The organism is Bacillus cereus group sp. N12, assembly GCF_016483575.1.
Classification (GTDB): Bacteria; Bacillota; Bacilli; order Bacillales; family Bacillaceae_G; genus Bacillus_A; species Bacillus_A toyonensis.
In genome coordinates, this window is the sequence record NZ_JAEHBO010000049.1 from 13,080 (window position 1) to 30,126 (window position 17,047).

Here is a 17,047-nt window from a genome sequence, read left to right on the forward strand (position 1 = left end):
AGGGGAATTAAGATGAAAATTTTCTTTTTACTAGGTTGTATTGCAGCGGGGCTATCTGTTGCGTTAGGAGCCTTTGGGGCACATGGTTTAGAAAATAAAATTTCTGCGAAAATGTTAGAAGTTTGGAAAACAGGCGTTACATATCAAATGTTTCATGCAGGTGGACTATTCGTAGTTGCTCTATTGATGGATAAGATTCAATCATCACTTTTAACTACTGCTGGTTGGCTTATGGTAGCTGGGATTATTATGTTCTCAGGTAGTCTTTACGCACTAAGTACGACAGGTATTAAGTTCTTTGGTCCAATTACACCTCTTGGTGGTGTAGCGTTTATTGTGGCGTGGATTTTAGTAGGAACTGCAGTAGTAAAAGGGTTATAAAAAAACAAAAGCTGGCATTTGCCAGCTTTTTTTTATGGTCTCGGAGCATAAGTTGCTTGTTGACTAGGTAAATACGTAATCTCTTCTGGGAATTCTACATAATCTAAGTAGATCATTAATAGTAAAAAACGTTTCCCTGATTGTGGTTCACTAATAACGATATGATCACGTCCGGCCGCTTCGATAATCCCTGTATAAGATTGTGTACCGAGCGAGCTACCACGCTCATAAGTCATTACAACTGTAGCTTGCTTTCCTTTATTTAAGCGAAGAATGTTTTCAATGTATGATTGCTCGAGCGGTAACATCCCTTGAGAAACTGCAAGTTGAGCCTGAGCAGCTTGTTGTTGCATTGCTTGCTGTTGTTGCTGTTGCTGCGCGGTCATTTGTTGTGGTTGTACGTAAGTGCCTGATGGTTGATAAAAACCTGTTCCATAGTACGGGTTTTGTTGCTGTGCCATTCAAAAATCCCTCCTCATTTTCATTGCCTAATATACGCTTGGACAGTCTCCGGCAGATGGCTGGAAGAAGCAGTGCTTTTTAAAGCGACCAGAATTTTGTTGGTCATACCAAGTTGGCGGACAAGGACCTTCAGGCCTAAAAAACCATAAGGCAAAGTTAGCGGGCCAAAAACGTTGTCCTTGAATGGTCCGTCTTGCTAATGCGATATCTTGCTCCCTCGCTCGCTGATAAAAATATCCTTTTTGAGTTGCCTCAAAACCACCAGGATTTTGATAAACCATTTGACGTAAATTACGTATCTTTTTAAAATCTAAACAATTTCCACGGACACGATTTACCCCAACGTTTCCGACCATTAGCATTCCTTGTTGCCCTTCTCCTTCGGCTTCAGCACGCATCAGTCTAGCTAATAACTTTACATCTTCTTCGTTATAAGCAATAACACCCATTATGTGTCACCTCTCTTTGTGGAATACCTTTTGGAAAGAGGTTTATCCCGCTTTAATGGGCAGTAAGACTCCCACCTTAAAATTTGGCTGGAGCAAAGAAGGTGGGTGGGAGATCAAACTGCCCCTAAACGCCCGATTGGTGAAGGCTAATAATCAGTGGGGGATGAACAAAACCCCCACTGATTAAAGTTTCACTTTATCTCTAGATGAAGTGTGGAACAATTACTAGTTCATACGTATGAGGAAAAGGACTCAGATATGACAACCAAACGAAGTTTTACATTGAGAGAGGAAAATAAAAAAGCTAGCGTGTGCTAGCTTTTTATCATTAAAATATTTTGGACCATAAGTTTGAGAAGAAATCACCAACGGAACGCATTGTTAATACGAACCAATTTGCTTTTTCTACTTCTTCTGTCGTTTTTGCAGCAACCTTCATGCTCTTATTTCCATCTAAGAAACCATATTTATCAGTTGATTCTAAAACGATGGAACCCACCTTTGTATCTTTCTTAATAGGAGCAATTAAATGTCCATCTTCAGCGAGTGACTTATCTGCTTCAGTAGAAATTTTGTAAGGTGATTTGTCACCCTTTTTCGCAATTACTGTTATTTCTTTTTCAGGTGCAACAGTTACTTGATCTGCTTTCCCTTTTACTACAGAGATTGTATTATTTTTATCAATTTTCAGCTTTTGTTTTTCGAAGCTATTAAATCCATATTCAATTAATGCACGAGATTCTGTGAAACGCTCGTCCATTGATTTTGTCTTAATAATAACGGAAATAAGACGTAAATCACCACGTTTTGCTGTAATAGTGAATCCATATCCAGCCGTATCAGAACTTCCTGTTTTCAAACCATCTGACCCTTCATAAGCGAAAGCAGCACCTGGTAGCATCCAGTTCCAGTTTTCCATACGAATTGGCTTCGGATGATTATCCGGGAAGTTTCTAAATCTTTGTTTTGTATCCTCTAGCATTTCTGGATACTTTGTAATAATTGTTTTTGAAAGAATACCCATATCGCGAGCTGACATGGAGTTTTCTCCATTCGGATCAGTTCCTTCAGGATGTTTCCCTTTTAAATCAGCGTTATTTAACCCAGTAGCGTTTACAAATTTATATTTCTTTAACCCTAGTTTTTTTGCATGGTCATTTGCAAGATTTAAGAAGTTTTTTTCGCTTCCTGCAAGAAGTTCTGCTAAAGCAATACTAGATCCATTCGCAGAGAAGATAACGATAGAATGATATAATTCTTTTACAGTATATTGACGTCCTTTTTCAAACGGTACGTTAGAGAATTCGTTATTACGAGAGACTTCATAAGCATAATCAGAAATATTTACTTTTGTATCCCAAGTAATTTTCCCTTCTTTAATTGCCTCTAAAATAGCATAAACAACAATTAATTTTGACATACTAGCGATAGCTAGTAATTCATCTGGATTTTGCTCATGCAGTATTTTTCCTGTAGCTGCATCAAATAGAAGTGCAGCGGCTGCCTCAATATGTATTTTTTCTTCCGCATGGGATGTTGTTACTGCTAAGGAAGAAATTGACAATACGAGCAATAGTAAAATAGACAAGATTTTCTTCATATAGATTATCACCTTCGCATCGTTATTTAGCATATAGCTCGTATCATTTTAGCATAATTTTATATATAAAAAGGTTACAATTTTACAAGAAATTTGAAAAGAATTTGTCGATTTTTGTTCAAATTTGCGGAGAAAAGGAGTTTTTTGAGGAGAAATATAGAGGGAAATAAAAAAAGGAACGAATTTCGTTCCTTTTTTACTATTTATCCAGCTATTGGCCAGGCAGCCCGATTGATGAGGGCTGATTAAAGTTTCACTTTATATGTGTAAAAATTTCTCTATTTTTTCGTTCGGTAAAATGTTTCCAACGAAAAATGTTCCGAATTCACCATAACGAGCACTTACTTCATCGAAGCGCATTTCATATATAAGTTTCTTAAATTGAAGAACATCATCAGCGAATAATGTTACGCCCCACTCGAAATCGTCGAATCCGACTGATCCTGAAATAACTTGGCGTACTTTACCTGCGTACTGGCGCCCAATTTTACTATGACTGTACATCATTTTTTTACGTTCTTCCATAGGAAGCATGTACCAGTTGTCATCACCTTGGCGACGCTTGTCCATTGGATAGAAGCAAATGTGATTTGCTTTTGGTAGGTCTGGATATAAGCGAGCTAAGATTTGTGGGTTTTGGTATGGATCTTCATCAGCTGGAAGATAGTTGCTTAGTTCAACAACAGATACGTAAGAATATGCAGGAACCATATATTCAGCTAATGTTGTTTTATTTAATTCTGTTTCAATTTCATTTAACTCTTCCATTGTTGGACGTAAAATCATAAGCATAATATCAGCTTTTTGACCAACAACTGTATACATTGCGTGACTACCTTTTTTTGCAGTAGCTACTTCGTTCCATTTTTCAACGACATTTAAAAATTCAGACACAGCTTGTCCGCGTTCGTCGCTAGATAATGTTTTCCATGCAGCCCAATCAATAGAACGTAAATCATGTAGACAATACCAGCCATCTAACGTTGTTGTTGCTTCACTCATTCTATTCACCTCAGTTAATGATAGTTTTACACGTTAACTATAGCATATATAGTTTTAAAATCATCTATATAAAATTTCGGCACATAAAATTGTCACATTTATATTTATTAGAAAACGGGAGAAAATAAGGCTTAAGTAGGACATATTTTTCGGCTGAATTTTATGAAAATATAATCATTTTCATTTTATCTATTTTTTGGGAGCTATAAGTTTAAAATATAGAGGAAAAGCAGTATTCTTAAAGATAGAGTTTTTTAACATATGTAGGAGGGTTTATTCGTGAGCAACTTATTTACAACAGTAAAAGAAAAAGTTCAAGGAAAAGGCATTTCTATCGTACTTCCTGAAGGAACTGATGAAAGAATTTTAGGCGCTGCAGAGCGTTTAGCAAAAGAAGAGTTAGTAAAACCAATTTTAGTTGGTAATAAAGAAGAAATTAGCGCAAAAGCTGCTAGCATGAATTTAACATTAGCAGGCGTTGATATTTATGACCCAGCTACATACGAAGAAATGGATGCAATGGTAGCATCTTTCGTTGAACGCCGTAAAGGTAAAGCAACTGAAGAAGACGCTCGTAAAATCCTTAAAGACGAAAACTACTTCGGTACAATGCTTGTATACATGGGCAAAGCACATGGTTTAGTAAGTGGTGCAGCTCACTCTACAGCTGATACAGTTCGTCCAGCACTTCAAATTATTAAAACAAAACCAGGCGTTACAAAAACTTCTGGCGTATTCATCATGGTACGCGAAGAAGAGAAATATGTATTCGCTGATTGCGCAATTAACATTGCACCAAACAGTCAAGATTTAGCTGAAATTGGTATTGAAAGTGCGAAAACTGCTGAACTATTTGGCATTGACCCACGAGTTGCTATGTTAAGCTTCTCTACAAAAGGTTCTGCAAAATCTCCAGAAACAGAAAAAGTTGTAGAAGCAACTCGCATTGCAAAAGAAATGGCTCCAGAATTAACTTTAGATGGAGAATTCCAATTCGATGCTGCATTCGTACCATCTGTAGCTGAGAAAAAAGCTCCAGGTTCTACAATTAAAGGTGATGCTAACGTATTCGTATTCCCAAGCTTAGAAGCTGGTAATATTGGCTACAAAATCGCTCAACGCTTAGGTAACTTCGAAGCAGTAGGACCGATCTTACAAGGTTTAAACATGCCTGTAAATGATCTATCTCGTGGATGTAACGAAGAAGAAGTGTACAAGTTAGCTTTAATTACAGCAGCTCAAGCACTTTAATTCTATAATGAATTGCTATGAAAAACGACCACCCTTAGGGTGGTCGTTTTTATTTTTCTAAGCCAAGTGCTTTATTATTACGATCAATAATACGCTGTAAACTCGTCTCATATAAAGGAACTTCATCTACTGTTAATTGAGATGGTGTTAACTTTGGAGCGAATTGCTGTAATGTTTTTAAAAGACGCATCATTAAATCTTGTACTGTAATTGTTTCACCAAGTAATTCTGAGAGTGAGGCCATTGTACTCGGTACAATTTCAGGATACGTGAAGCGTGTTTCTTCTCCTTGAATTGCTACATTGTAAAAGTCGCGAACAAGCGCAGCGCGTTCCGATCCGCTTCCTGTAGCACATAAGTAAATTTGTACAGCAACCCCACCGCGAATACGGCGCTGAGAAATACCTGCGAATTTTTGGTCGCGAATACTTAAATCATAGCTACCAGGACAATAAGAACCAACAATTTCTTTTGCCTCGATTGTAACGTCGTAATCTTTTAACATTTCCTTAATTAAATGCCACATTGTATCGTATCCCAGATCAATATCGATACCTTTTTCTGTTTCTTGGAATAAAAGTGATACGTTTAACACACCTTCATCAAGTACGACCGCAAGTCCACCGGAATTACGAACGATAACATTGAAGTTGTTTTCTTTTAAAAAGGAAATACCTTCTTCTAAGTGTGGTAGGCGTGAATCTTGAATGCCGAGAACGATTGTATTGTGATGAACCCAAGAACGCATTGTTGCAGCGGATGCGCCATTCCCAATACTTGTGCATAATGTGTCATCCATTGCGAATGATTGCAAGGCATGGAATGTCGGTCCTAAACTAGACTGATCTACAATACGCCACTCTGGCTGAGATAAAATTGAACGGGAATTGCTCATATAACTAACCCCTTATCTTTAAAATGACAATCTCTATTATAGCAAAAAATGATGAAAGGAGTTTTCCCATATATAAAGAGAGATTTTAAAGTAAAAGAAGCATGTGTGCTTGAAGTGAAATAATAAAAAGGATGCATTGCATGCATCCTTTTTATTCTGCAATTTTTTCTAAATTACCGTTTCGATCCATTCGGAAAGAAGTTTGTGAACGTTCCTCATCATCCATTACTGCTAATTTACGAGCGCGGTTCATAATATTCATAAGTGTTTCGTAATCCTCTTGTACAGTATGAGATTGTTGTTCTAATTTTTCTAGTTTCTTTTCTAGTTCTTCATTTCGCAAGATTTGTGATTTAATTTCTTGTTTCAATCTCGTATTCTCGTTTTCAAGACCGGTTAATTTAATATTTGAAGATCCAACGGTTTGTAAAAAGTAAATAACATCTTGCATTGTGATAGAGCTTTTTACAGCAGGGATAGTAGGCTCTTGATATAGACTAGCTTCTTTATACTGTACAGTTGTTTCCTCTTGTACTAGTTCTTCATAATCAGCTATCGCTCCTGAAGCTGGTGGTGTATAAAGTAAACGTTTTTTCGCTTGTTCACCGCTCGCAGCACGCATTTTATCTTTACGATGTTTTTTTGCTAGTTGAAGAGCCTGCTCATAACTATAGCGAACAACGGCATTCCAGCGGAAACCACAAGCAGCGGATGTGCGATTTAACTGATCTCCTACCTCCTCAAATGCATTTAATTGCGTACTTCCTTCTCTAACATGGCGAAGTACCGTTTCAGCAAGTAATAAATCATCCTCGTCTGTCCAAGCATCTTGTCTTACTTTCATAGATTCAACTCCCTTTCTTTTTATGAACTTCCTATTTTTATAATGGGCAAAAAAATGTGCTTTTATACAAAGCTTTTAAAAATATGGTAGATTTCGATGAAAGGAATAAAGTGAAACTTTAATCAGTGAAAGTTTTTTCCGTCTCCCGCTGATTATTAGGGGTTTTTACGGGCAGTGGATTTTCTACCTAACTCTCTCACATTCGCCGAATTTTAAGGCGGAAGTCTTACTGCCCGCAAACAGCGGGATAAATTTTGCCAAGAATGATGGAAGCTTCTGTAGGAGAGCATAAAAATATGTAGCTTTATATGAAGGAAAGAGCGTCGCAAGGAAACTTGCAACGAGCTTAAAAGAGCGGTAAAATACCATTTAGTGTTTATTTTTAAATGTACTTGAGAAAAGTTTAAAATAGAGGAAGTGTTATATAATGGGAAACGAATTTCGTGTGTGCGATGATTGTCAGGCAACGAACGTTAAAACGTTAATTCCGAAGTTAAAAAAAGTAGATTCATGTGCAACGATTGAAGTTGCATGCCAGTCTTACTGTGGTCCTGGTCGTAAAAAATCATTCGCATTTGTAAATAATCGTCCAGTTGCAGCTCCAACAGAAGATGAATTAATTGTAAAAATTGAAGCAAAGTTAAATAAGTAAGAAAAAGAAGAGTGAACAGATTACTCTTCTTTTTTTATACCCATAAGAGGAATGAGTTATTCTACGGAAGCTTAATTGGTTATTACTGATAGTCAGTGACAGATGAACATCAACTGTTCATTACATTGTCAATTTATATGAATTTGTATTTCAAAATAATGGTTGACAGCCTTTTGAAGCGGTGGGTAGAATAGAAAGTGTCTGATTCTGATAATCATTATCAAGAATAAGCCAATTCACCTAATTTTTTTATTACTATTTGAGAATAAATTTCATTTTATTAAATATATGTTTTTGGTTAGGATGGTTGAGGGATGGAAGCGAGCGCAAGGAGTATAGAACAACAAGAAGAGAGTGTTAAAGAGATTAAGAGCAGGCCGCTCATCGCTTCTATCATTTTAGTAGCGGGTACAATTTTATTAGCTTTAAGCATGGCAGTTTCTATTTCGTTTGGCGCGGCAGATATTAGTTTAAAGACCGTATGGCAAGCTGTGTTTCAGTTTGATGGTTCTATTACGCATCATAACGTAATTCAAGAACTTCGCATGCCTAGAGCAATAGGGGGCGTAGTTGCAGGTGCCTTTTTAGCGGTATCAGGAGCAATTATGCAAGGTATGACGCGAAATCCACTTGCATCACCATCGTTAATGGGGATTACAGATGGCGCTGTATTCGGGATTGCAATTATGTATGCATTCTTCCCTAATTCACCTTATTTAATGTTTGTTATCGCATCTTTTATTGGAGCTGCGTTTGGCGCAAGTATTGTATATGGAATTGGGTCTTCTTCACCAGGTGGATTAACACCTGTGAAATTAGCTTTAGCAGGTGCAGCAATTAGTGCTTTATTAGGGGCAATTTCATCTGGAATTGCGCTGTATTTCAATCTTGCCCAAGAGGTGAGTATGTGGAATGCAGGCGGAGTTGCTGGAGTGAAATGGCAAAGTATTAATATGTTAGTGCCAATTGGTCTAGTTTGTCTCTTTATTGCAATTATGATGTCGAGGTATATTACAATTTTGAGCTTCGGTGAAGAAATTGCGATTGGACTTGGTCAAAATACGACATTAATTAAATTTATCGGAACAGTACTTGTTCTTGTGTTAACAGGTTCTGCAGTTTCTATGGCAGGGTCAGTTGGGTTTGTTGGTCTTGTAATTCCACATATGACTCGTTTCCTAGTAGGCTCAGACTATAGATGGGTTATTCCATGTTCTGCAGTCTTAGGTGGATTGTTAATTGAGTGTGCAGATATGTTATCTCGCGTTATTAATCCACCATTTGAAACGCCAATTGGAGCAATTACAGCGCTAATTGGGGTTCCATTCTTCCTCTACTTAGCACGTAACGAAGGGAGAGGAAAAATGTGAGGACGAGTATTTTAACAAAAAAGAACGTTTCTGTTTTAACAGTTTTAGTAGGATTAATCATTTCTATATTTCTTATTAGTTTAAATACAGGAACTTTTAAAATACCACCAATGGATGTATTAAAGTCATTGGTTGGACTCGGGGCTGAAGATCAGTCAGTTATTTTATTTGAATTTCGTATGCCGCGTATGGTTATCGCTATATTAGTAGGATCTGCGTTAGCGATGTCAGGTGCAATTCTGCAAGGGCTATCAAGAAATCCACTTGCTGATCCAGGTATTATAGGTATTAACGCTGGAGCGGGATTAACGGTTGTTATATTCGTCTACTTTTTCTTTGGAAAAGTTGGGACGGGTACATTTTTATCTGTATTTATCCTTCCATTTTTCGCCCTAGTTGGTGCGATATTAGCGGCAGTTATTATTTACTTATTAGCATGGAAAGACGGCGTTTCATCGACTCGATTAATACTTGTTGGTATTGCTGTTGCGGCTGGATTTGGTGCCGTTAGTTTAATTTTCTCTATGAAGATGACATCTAACGATTTTCGTTTTGCTACGATTTGGTTAGCGGGAAGTCTCTGGGGTACAGATTGGAAATTCGTATTAAGTGTACTTCCATGGATGGTTATTTTCTTACCGCTTGCTATTAGTAAAGCACACATATTAAATGTAATGAATTTAGGCGACTCTACAGCTGTTGGCCTTGGTGTAAACGTAGAAAAAGAAAGACGTAAATTATTATTTATTGCAGTTTGTTTAGCTGGTGCATCTGTTGCGGTGGCGGGCGGAATAGGTTTTATCGGTTTAATGGCTCCTCATTTAGCGAGACGCCTTGTTGGTGGTAAACATCAAATCATGTTACCAACTGCAGCATTAATAGGAACGTTCTTGCTTTTATTTGCAGATGTAATTTCAAGAAGTGTGTTGCCAACTTCAGAAATACCGGTCGGTCTTGTTATTTCTGTAATTGGTGCACCATATTTCATATATTTACTTATGAGGACAAAATAAAGGGAGGCTTTTTGCATGGCAACTTTAGCAGTTGATTCGGTATCTGTTGGCTATAATGAAGGATTAATTATTGATGGATTAACAGTTGAAATTCCGGAAGGAAAAATTACAACGATTATTGGACCAAATGGTTGTGGGAAATCCACATTATTAAAAACGGCTTCTCGTATTTTGAAGGCGAAAAAAGGTACTGTTTATCTTGATGGAAAAGCAATTGAGAAACAGCCAACGAAAGAAATCGCAAAGAAAATGGCGATCTTACCACAAACTGCAGAAGTGCCAACAGGCCTTACTGTGTTTGAACTTGTTTCATATGGACGTTTTCCTCATCAAAAAGGATTTGGAACATTGAAAGAAGAAGACTATCGCTACATTCATTGGGCACTTGAAGTGACGGGAATGACAGAGTTCGCAAATCGTTCAGCAGAAGCCTTATCAGGTGGTCAACGTCAAAGGGTATGGATTGCGATGGCTCTTGCACAAGGAACAGATTTACTTGTATTAGATGAACCAACGACATATTTAGATATGGCACATCAACTTGAAGTATTAAACTTACTGAAGAAATTGAACCAAGAAGAAGGTAGGACAATTGTGATGGTTATTCACGATTTAAATCATGCTTCTCGTTTCTCTGATCATATGATTGCATTAAAAGCAGGTAAGTTAATGAAACAAGGAACGCCAGATGAGGTTATGACAAGTGAAACACTTCGTAACGTGTTTGAGATTGAAGCGCAAATCGTTCCATGTCCAGTAAACTGTAAACCGATTTGTTTAACATATGATTTAGCGATGATTAGTAATCAATTGCGTAAAAAAGCATAAATAGAACCCCCTCGTAAAGAGGGGGACTTCTAATGGACGTTGAGCTTCTTACTTATAAATGGGAAGTTGAACGCCCATTAGAATGGGTCATTAACAACGGTTAATAAATATATATTGATTAATTGTTATCTTTGTTTCTTATAGTTCATCCTAAATTATAAGATAAATACAGCCAGAAGGAGTGGGAACATGAAGAATTTTAAAATGGCACTATTAGCAATGGTACTAGTGGTTACTTCTGTACTATTTGCAGCTTGTTCTAACAAAGAAGAAGAAAAGAAAGCAGATGCGAAGACTGAAGAGCGCACTGTAAAACATGCAAAAGGGGAAATTAAAATCCCTGCAAATCCAAAGAAAATTGCTGACCTTAGTGGTTCAACAGAAGAATTATTAATCTTTGGTATGAAACCAATTATTACAGCTAATACATCTCAAGAAAAAATTGATGCACATATTGCAAATAAATTAAAAGACGTTAAACCAGTTGGTTCTGCTTGGGGCGATAAAATTAACATCGAAGCAGTAGCTGCTGCAAAACCAGACTTAATTCTTGTAAATAATCGTCAAGAAAAGATTTACGATCAATTATCTAAAATTGCACCAACAGTTATGTTAAACACTCCATTAGATCAATGGCGTCCAAAGTTTGAAGAAGTAGGCCAAATTCTTGGTAAAGAGAAAGAAACAAAAGAATGGTTTAAAAAGTATGATGAAAAAGCAAGCAAATTACATGATAAAATTATCGCTAAAACTGGTGATGCAACATTCATGAAAATGGCTGCATATCCAAATGCATTCCGTGTATATGGTGACTACGGTTACGGTAGCGTAATCTTTAATGATTTAAAATTACCAGCAGTTAAAGGTACACCAACTGATAAACCATTAGTACAAGTACAAAAAGAAGCTTTAATCGATTACAACCCAGATTACTTATTTGTATTTACAACGGGTGACGGTTCTCAGCGTCTAAAAGAATTCCAAGAAGAATCAATTTGGAAAAACATGAATGCTGTTAAAAATAACCACGTATTTACAATTAAAAATGAAGATCTAAACAAAGGTTACTTCCCACTAGGAAAAGAAATGATCTTAGATGAAGTTGCTGAGTTCGTTTTAGGAAAATAATGTATAAAAAGAAATCACTTTTACTTCGGTAAAGGTGATTTTTTCTTTATATAAGGGCAATTAATACAGTCTTTCATTTCTTTCTGTTTCCTATTTCGTTTATAATATATAGTAAGAATGCAGTAAAGAAAGGGGGATGTCGAAAAGTGGTATATTTAAACGACAAACTCAGCGAAACAAAAGTGTTTAAAGACCCAGTACATAAATATGTGCACGTGCGTGATCGTGTTATTTGGGATTTAATCGGAACGAAAGAATTTCAACGCTTGCGCCGTATTAAGCAGCTTGGAACAACATTTTTTACATTTCACGGTGCAGAGCATAGTCGCTTTACTCATTCGTTAGGTGTATATGAAATTATTCGTCGTATGATTGATGATGTGTTTGATGGCAGACCGAACTGGAATGCTGAAGATAGATTGTTATGTTTATGTGCGGCATTACTTCATGATGTCGGTCACGGCCCATTTTCTCATTCGTTTGAAAAAGTATTTTCATTAGATCATGAGAAATTTACGCAAAAGATTATCGTAGGAGATACGGAAATTAATCGTGTATTAAGTCGTGTGGATAAGGACTTCCCGCAAAAAGTGGCAGATGTAATTGCGAAAACATCCACTAATAAATTAGCGATTAGTATGATTTCAAGTCAAATTGATGCAGATCGTATGGATTATTTATTAAGAGATGCTTATTTCACAGGTGTAAAGTACGGGAACTTTGATATGGAACGTATATTGCGTGTCATGCGTCCGTATGGGAATCAAGTAGTTATTAAAAATAGTGGTATGCATGCTGTTGAGCATTATATTATGAGCCGTTATCAAATGTATTGGCAAGTATATTTCCATCCGGTAACGCGCAGTGCAGAAGTTATTTTAACGAAGATTTTACACCGTGCTAAATCATTGCATGAGAAGTATTATGCGTTTAAAAATCATCCTGTTCATTTTTATTCTTTGTTTGAAGAAGAAGTGACAGTAGAGGATTATTTAAAGCTAGACGAGAACGTAATGTATTATTACTTCCAAGTATGGCAAGACGAAGAAGATCCAATTTTAAGTGACTTATGCCGTCGTTTTATGAATCGAAATCTATTTAAATATGTAGAGTTTACAGATAAGCACGGTTTAGATAATTGGATGGAGCTAAGCAGCTTATTTAAAAAGATTGGACTAGATCCAGAGTATTATTTAGTAGTTGATTCAACATCGGATTTACCATATGACTTTTATCGCGCAGGAGAAGAGGAAGAGCGTCTGCCAATCTTACTCCTTATGCCGAACGGGGAACTTAGAGAGCTTTCACGTGAATCGGATATTGTTGAGGCGATTACGGGGAAGAAGAGAACGGACCAAAAGTTATTCTATCCGCATGATTTAATCTATGAAGATGGAAGAAAAGGAAAATATAAAGAGAGAATTATCGAGTTGTTAGAAGGCAAAAAATAAGAAGCAGCTAATGGCTGCTTCTTATGAAAGAACTTGAAATTATTTGTCGCTTAAGCGTTTTCCGCCAACTGCATAATGGTTTTTAGACATTTCTTCGATGAAAACAACGATGTTTTCTTCAGGAGCACCAGTTGTTTCGCTTACTGCTGCTGTTACTTTCTCAGCAAGAGCTTTCTTTTGTTCCTCTGTGCGTCCTTCTAGCATTTTCACTGTTACGTATGGCATGTACAATCGCTCCTTTTATGTAAGTTACACTCTTATTATAGCGGATTATGGGGAAGAACAATCGAAAAAACAAATAATTTCTTTTTTGACATATTGAAGAGGAGATGAAGTATGGATCAGTTATTTAGATATCCATTGCACGAAATTCCGTTAGTAGCAATGGCGATTATTATTGCACTATCCGTTCATGAATTTGCACATGCATATGTTGCATATAAATTTGGGGACGATACAGCGAAAAAACAAGGACGTTTAACGTTATCACCGATGGCCCATTTAGATCCTATCGGGATGATTGCAGTATTAATTCTTGGATTCGGTTGGGCAAGACCGGTGCCTGTTAACCCCTATAACTTTAAAAGACCACGTCTTGCAGGCATATTAGTTTCTATTGCAGGACCGATTAGTAACTTAATTTTAAGTGCGATTGGTTTAATTATTTGGTATAGCTTATTAACATTTGGCGTACTAGACTCAATTCCATTTGCAGTAGCAGATACATTAGGTCGATTCTTCCAAATTTTTATTATGCTTAATATCGTTTTACTTGTATTTAACTTATTACCGATTCCGCCACTTGATGGATATCGCGTTGTGGAAGATTTAGCACCAGCAAATATTCGCGCGAAAATGACACAGTATGAAAAATATGGAGCAATTGCGTTATTAATTCTTGTTATTACACCGCTTAGCAATTACACAATTCAACCTATTTTCAATGTTGTCATTCCGTATGTATTCGTATTTTTACAAAGTATTATTGCGCCTATTTTTGGGCTTTTATAATTTTTAAGTGAGGAGGAAGTTACATATGACAGAGAAAAAGAAGAAAATCGGTTTTAATATCGTGAAAAATGATTCAACAGATGGACATGGTGGATTTGGTGTTGGGGCATTAAGCTTAGAAAACATTTCACCTGTATTTGTTGATGTACTAGAGAAAACTGCATTCGTTGATATCGGTGCGATGCATGCGCGTAGTACAGTAGAAAAAGGAATTAAGTTTTTAACAAATAAAGATGACGTTCCAAACGGAAAACCATTTTGGCTTGTTTGGGTAACAATTGAAAGAACACCGAACGGTGCTTATTACGCAGGGGTAACAGCTTGTGAAATGACAGTAGACCGTGAAATTCGCCGCGGATATAAATCACTTCCAGAGCATGTAAACAAAATGGATAAATCATTGAAGCGTCACATTATGGTTGAACATATGGATGAATCTTCTAAAAAAGTACTTGGTACGTTCTTGAAAGAACATAATGAAGCGATTTGGAACGAGTCTAGTGAAGAATTGCGTCATGCATTATTAAGTGAATAAAAAATAGCTGACGGATGTCCGTCAGCTATTTTTTTACCAAGGAAGATATTTTTTCCACCAACTTGTTTTTTTCTTTTCTTCACTTGTTTTTTCAAATTCCTCTTTATCATCGACATGATCCATACAATATTCAGTAGGCTCGGTACCTTTGGCGAAATACATTTTAACTGAAATTGGACAGTTCTTTGTAGCAATCTTGCCGTTTTCTGGGTTAATATTAACGGCTACGACATCACTTGGTTGTTTAAAATCCTTTTTAGGTTGTCCATCTAAGCCTTTCTCCATCGTATCGGTCCATATTTTTTTCGCATATCCTTGTTCTGCTACGTTTGAAATAGATTTAGGTTGATCGTATCCAACCCATACACCAGTTACAATTTGCGGAGTGAATCCAATCATCCAACTATCGGTTTCAGTAGAACCAGACTTTCCGGCATATGTTCTTGATAGTTTTGATAACATAGATTGACCAGTTACAGCGGCATAACTGCTTAGTTTTTTATTAAACATACCAGTCATCATTTCTTCCATCACAAACGCTTTGCTCTTATCGAGAACTTGTTTGCTCTCCAAATGAGCATCGTATAACATGTTCCCTTCATGATCCATAATACGGCGAATAAAGATAGGTTTTACTTCTTTTCCACCGTTTGCGAACATACTATAAGCATTCACCATTTCAATTGGTTTTACAGGAGACGTGCCGAGAGCTAGGGAAGGCACATCTTTTAATGCACTCTTAATTCCGAATTGCTTCGCTGTTTTTGCGAGCGTGTCATCACCTAAAAATAAATTTGTTTTCACAGCGTATATGTTATCAGAGACTGCGAGAGCTTGTGCCATCGTTACGAAATCATCTGCGTAATAATCTTTATAGTTTTTCGGTTTATACTTTGAAACACCGTCACCTAAAGTGAATACAGTGTATTCGCTTTTTAAGCGCGTAGCAGGGGTGAATCCTCGTTCCAAAGCTGCGTAATATAGAAAGGGTTTAAATGTAGATCCAGGCTGACGGACGGCTTGTGTAGCCCTGTTAAATTGACTCGTATTATAATCAGTTCCTCCAACAAGAGCAGCCACTTCACCTGTTTTTGGATTCATAGAGACGAGGGCAGTTTGTATGTTTGCTGTTTCAGGTATATGATCTTTGACAGCTTGTTCTGCTACAGATTGTAACTTAGGATCTAAAGTTGTATAAATACGTAAGCCACCTCGTTGTAAGGCTTGCTCATCCAGTCCGATATCCCGAAGAAGAGAAGCTTGTACAGCATCTTGGAAATAAGGCGCAACCTCTGCTACTTTTTTCGTATCAAGCGAGGCAAAAGTTAGTGGTTCCTTTTTTGCAGAAGCTGCTTGCTGCTTCGTAATATAACCTTGTTCTACCATTTCATCTAATATGAGAGATTGACGTCCTTTAGCACGTTCTTCTTTTAAAAAGGGAGAGTAGACACTAGGTCCTTTCGGGATTCCTGCAAGCATACTGGCTTCTGCTAATGTTAATTCTTTTGCTGTTTTATCGAAATATAGACGAGACGCAGCTTCGATGCCATAAGCACCATGTCCGTAATAAATTGTATTTAAATAACCTTCTAAAATATGATTTTTATTATAATTCACTTCAAGGCGGACAGTATACATTGCCTCTAATAGTTTCCGTTTCCACGTTTTATCATGATCTAAATATAGATTACGTGCGTATTGTTGTGTAATCGTACTAGCACCTTGTACTTTTGCCATCGCTTTTAAATCAGCAACAATTGCACCTGCAATACGTTTCATATCGAAGCCATGATGCTTATAAAATCTTTGGTCTTCAATAGAAAGTGTCGCTTCTTTTACATAGGGAGAAATTTCATTTAGAGAGACATTGTAACGCTTTTGTATTTCGTTACTTTGTCCAATAACTGTATCATCATTCGCGTAAAAGACGCTTGTTTGCGGGACTGCGACAGGAGGTGGTCCCATAATTTTTGCAACTATAATAATAACAAAAAAGGAAAAAACGAAAAAAAGAACACAAGAAAACATTACGGTGAAGAAAAGACGTTTATATTTTTTAAGTTTTGGATTCATAGTTTGATTCATCTTTTTCAGCCCCTCATTAATACAAACATTATTGTATTAGTATTGAGGATTTTCATTTATTTTAAACAATGAAATTTTGAAAACAAAAAA

Annotated in this window: 18 protein-coding genes; 10 read left to right on the forward strand and 8 right to left on the reverse strand. The window is 36.8% G+C overall.

Features of this window, described 5'->3' with window-relative positions; genetic code table 11:
- Nucleotides 1-12 precede the first annotated feature (12 nt).
- A complete protein-coding gene (locus JDS92_RS19895) occupies nt 13-381 on the forward strand; it encodes a DUF423 domain-containing protein (RefSeq protein ID WP_000688311.1) in 369 nt (122 codons plus the stop codon).
- Nucleotides 382-413: 32 nt separating this feature from the next.
- On the opposite strand, the gene gerQ is transcribed toward JDS92_RS19895, so the two are convergent.
- The 4 genes from gerQ to hemQ all read right to left on the reverse strand — a co-directional run bounded on the left by gerQ (nt 414) and on the right by hemQ (nt 3,894).
- On the reverse strand, nt 414-842 hold the full coding sequence (gene gerQ, locus JDS92_RS19900) for a spore coat protein GerQ (RefSeq protein ID WP_000068641.1): 429 nt from the start codon (nt 840-842) through the stop codon (nt 414-416).
- Between the two features lie 27 nt (nt 843-869).
- Nucleotides 870-1,292, reverse strand: a complete 423-nt coding sequence (gene cwlJ, locus JDS92_RS19905) for a cell wall hydrolase CwlJ (RefSeq protein WP_000538157.1) — start codon at nt 1,290-1,292, stop codon at nt 870-872.
- Nucleotides 1,293-1,620: 328 nt separating this feature from the next.
- Entirely contained in the window at nt 1,621-2,892 is a 1,272-nt protein-coding gene (locus JDS92_RS19910) for a serine hydrolase (RefSeq protein ID WP_199632417.1), read from the reverse strand.
- Between the two features lie 258 nt (nt 2,893-3,150).
- Nucleotides 3,151-3,894, reverse strand: a complete 744-nt coding sequence (hemQ, locus tag JDS92_RS19915; RefSeq protein WP_097958182.1) for a hydrogen peroxide-dependent heme synthase — start codon at nt 3,892-3,894, stop codon at nt 3,151-3,153.
- 279 nt (nt 3,895-4,173) lie between these two features.
- Between hemQ and pta the strand changes: the two genes are divergently transcribed.
- Nucleotides 4,174-5,145, forward strand: a complete 972-nt coding sequence (gene pta / locus JDS92_RS19920) for a phosphate acetyltransferase (protein ID WP_000067215.1) — start codon at nt 4,174-4,176, stop codon at nt 5,143-5,145.
- Nucleotides 5,146-5,194: 49 nt separating this feature from the next.
- Here the strand turns inward: pta and lipL are convergent, their stop codons facing one another.
- Together lipL and JDS92_RS19930 are read right to left on the reverse strand one after the other, a co-directional pair.
- The gene (gene lipL / locus JDS92_RS19925) at nt 5,195-6,040 is read right to left on the reverse strand and encodes an octanoyl-[GcvH]:protein N-octanoyltransferase (RefSeq protein ID WP_097958183.1); all 846 of its coding nucleotides are present in this window, start codon (nt 6,038-6,040) and stop codon (nt 5,195-5,197) included.
- A 151-nt stretch (nt 6,041-6,191) separates the two neighbouring features.
- Entirely contained in the window at nt 6,192-6,884 is a 693-nt protein-coding gene (locus JDS92_RS19930) for an RsfA family transcriptional regulator (protein WP_097958185.1), read from the reverse strand.
- Between the two features lie 427 nt (nt 6,885-7,311).
- On the opposite strand from JDS92_RS19930, the gene JDS92_RS19935 reads away from it, so the two are divergent.
- The 6 genes from JDS92_RS19935 to JDS92_RS19960 all read left to right on the forward strand — a co-directional run bounded on the left by JDS92_RS19935 (nt 7,312) and on the right by JDS92_RS19960 (nt 13,326).
- Nucleotides 7,312-7,536, forward strand: coding sequence for a YuzB family protein (locus JDS92_RS19935; RefSeq protein ID WP_000526075.1), 225 nt, complete (start codon nt 7,312-7,314; stop codon nt 7,534-7,536).
- A 314-nt stretch (nt 7,537-7,850) separates the two neighbouring features.
- The gene (locus JDS92_RS19940) at nt 7,851-8,906 is read left to right on the forward strand and encodes a FecCD family ABC transporter permease (protein ID WP_000388286.1); all 1,056 of its coding nucleotides are present in this window, start codon (nt 7,851-7,853) and stop codon (nt 8,904-8,906) included.
- Nucleotides 8,903-9,919, forward strand: a complete 1,017-nt coding sequence (locus JDS92_RS19945) for a FecCD family ABC transporter permease (protein ID WP_087950815.1) — start codon at nt 8,903-8,905, stop codon at nt 9,917-9,919. The genes JDS92_RS19940 and JDS92_RS19945 overlap by 4 nt, the downstream gene beginning before the upstream one ends.
- 15 nt (nt 9,920-9,934) lie before the next feature.
- On the forward strand, nt 9,935-10,747 hold the full coding sequence (locus JDS92_RS19950) for an ABC transporter ATP-binding protein (protein WP_000212075.1): 813 nt from the start codon (nt 9,935-9,937) through the stop codon (nt 10,745-10,747).
- A 189-nt stretch (nt 10,748-10,936) separates the two neighbouring features.
- Complete coding sequence (locus tag JDS92_RS19955) at nt 10,937-11,875, forward strand: ABC transporter substrate-binding protein (RefSeq protein WP_000787722.1); 939 nt, start codon at nt 10,937-10,939, stop codon at nt 11,873-11,875.
- Nucleotides 11,876-12,021: 146 nt separating this feature from the next.
- On the forward strand, nt 12,022-13,326 hold the full coding sequence (locus tag JDS92_RS19960; protein WP_000262735.1) for an HD domain-containing protein: 1,305 nt from the start codon (nt 12,022-12,024) through the stop codon (nt 13,324-13,326).
- Nucleotides 13,327-13,365: 39 nt separating this feature from the next.
- Here the strand turns inward: JDS92_RS19960 and JDS92_RS19965 are convergent, their stop codons facing one another.
- Nucleotides 13,366-13,551, reverse strand: coding sequence for a 2-hydroxymuconate tautomerase (locus JDS92_RS19965; protein WP_001147171.1), 186 nt, complete (start codon nt 13,549-13,551; stop codon nt 13,366-13,368).
- Between the two features lie 111 nt (nt 13,552-13,662).
- Between JDS92_RS19965 and JDS92_RS19970 the strand changes: the two genes are divergently transcribed.
- Nucleotides 13,663-14,337, forward strand: a complete 675-nt coding sequence (locus JDS92_RS19970; protein WP_000372440.1) for a site-2 protease family protein — start codon at nt 13,663-13,665, stop codon at nt 14,335-14,337.
- A gap of 25 nt (nt 14,338-14,362) precedes the next feature.
- Complete coding sequence (locus JDS92_RS19975; protein WP_000136676.1) at nt 14,363-14,872, forward strand: YwhD family protein; 510 nt, start codon at nt 14,363-14,365, stop codon at nt 14,870-14,872.
- A gap of 33 nt (nt 14,873-14,905) precedes the next feature.
- Here JDS92_RS19975 and JDS92_RS19980 read toward each other — a convergent pair whose 3' ends face one another.
- A complete protein-coding gene (locus JDS92_RS19980) occupies nt 14,906-16,957 on the reverse strand; it encodes a transglycosylase domain-containing protein (protein WP_001077069.1) in 2,052 nt (683 codons plus the stop codon).
- Nucleotides 16,958-17,047: the final 90 nt, after the last annotated feature.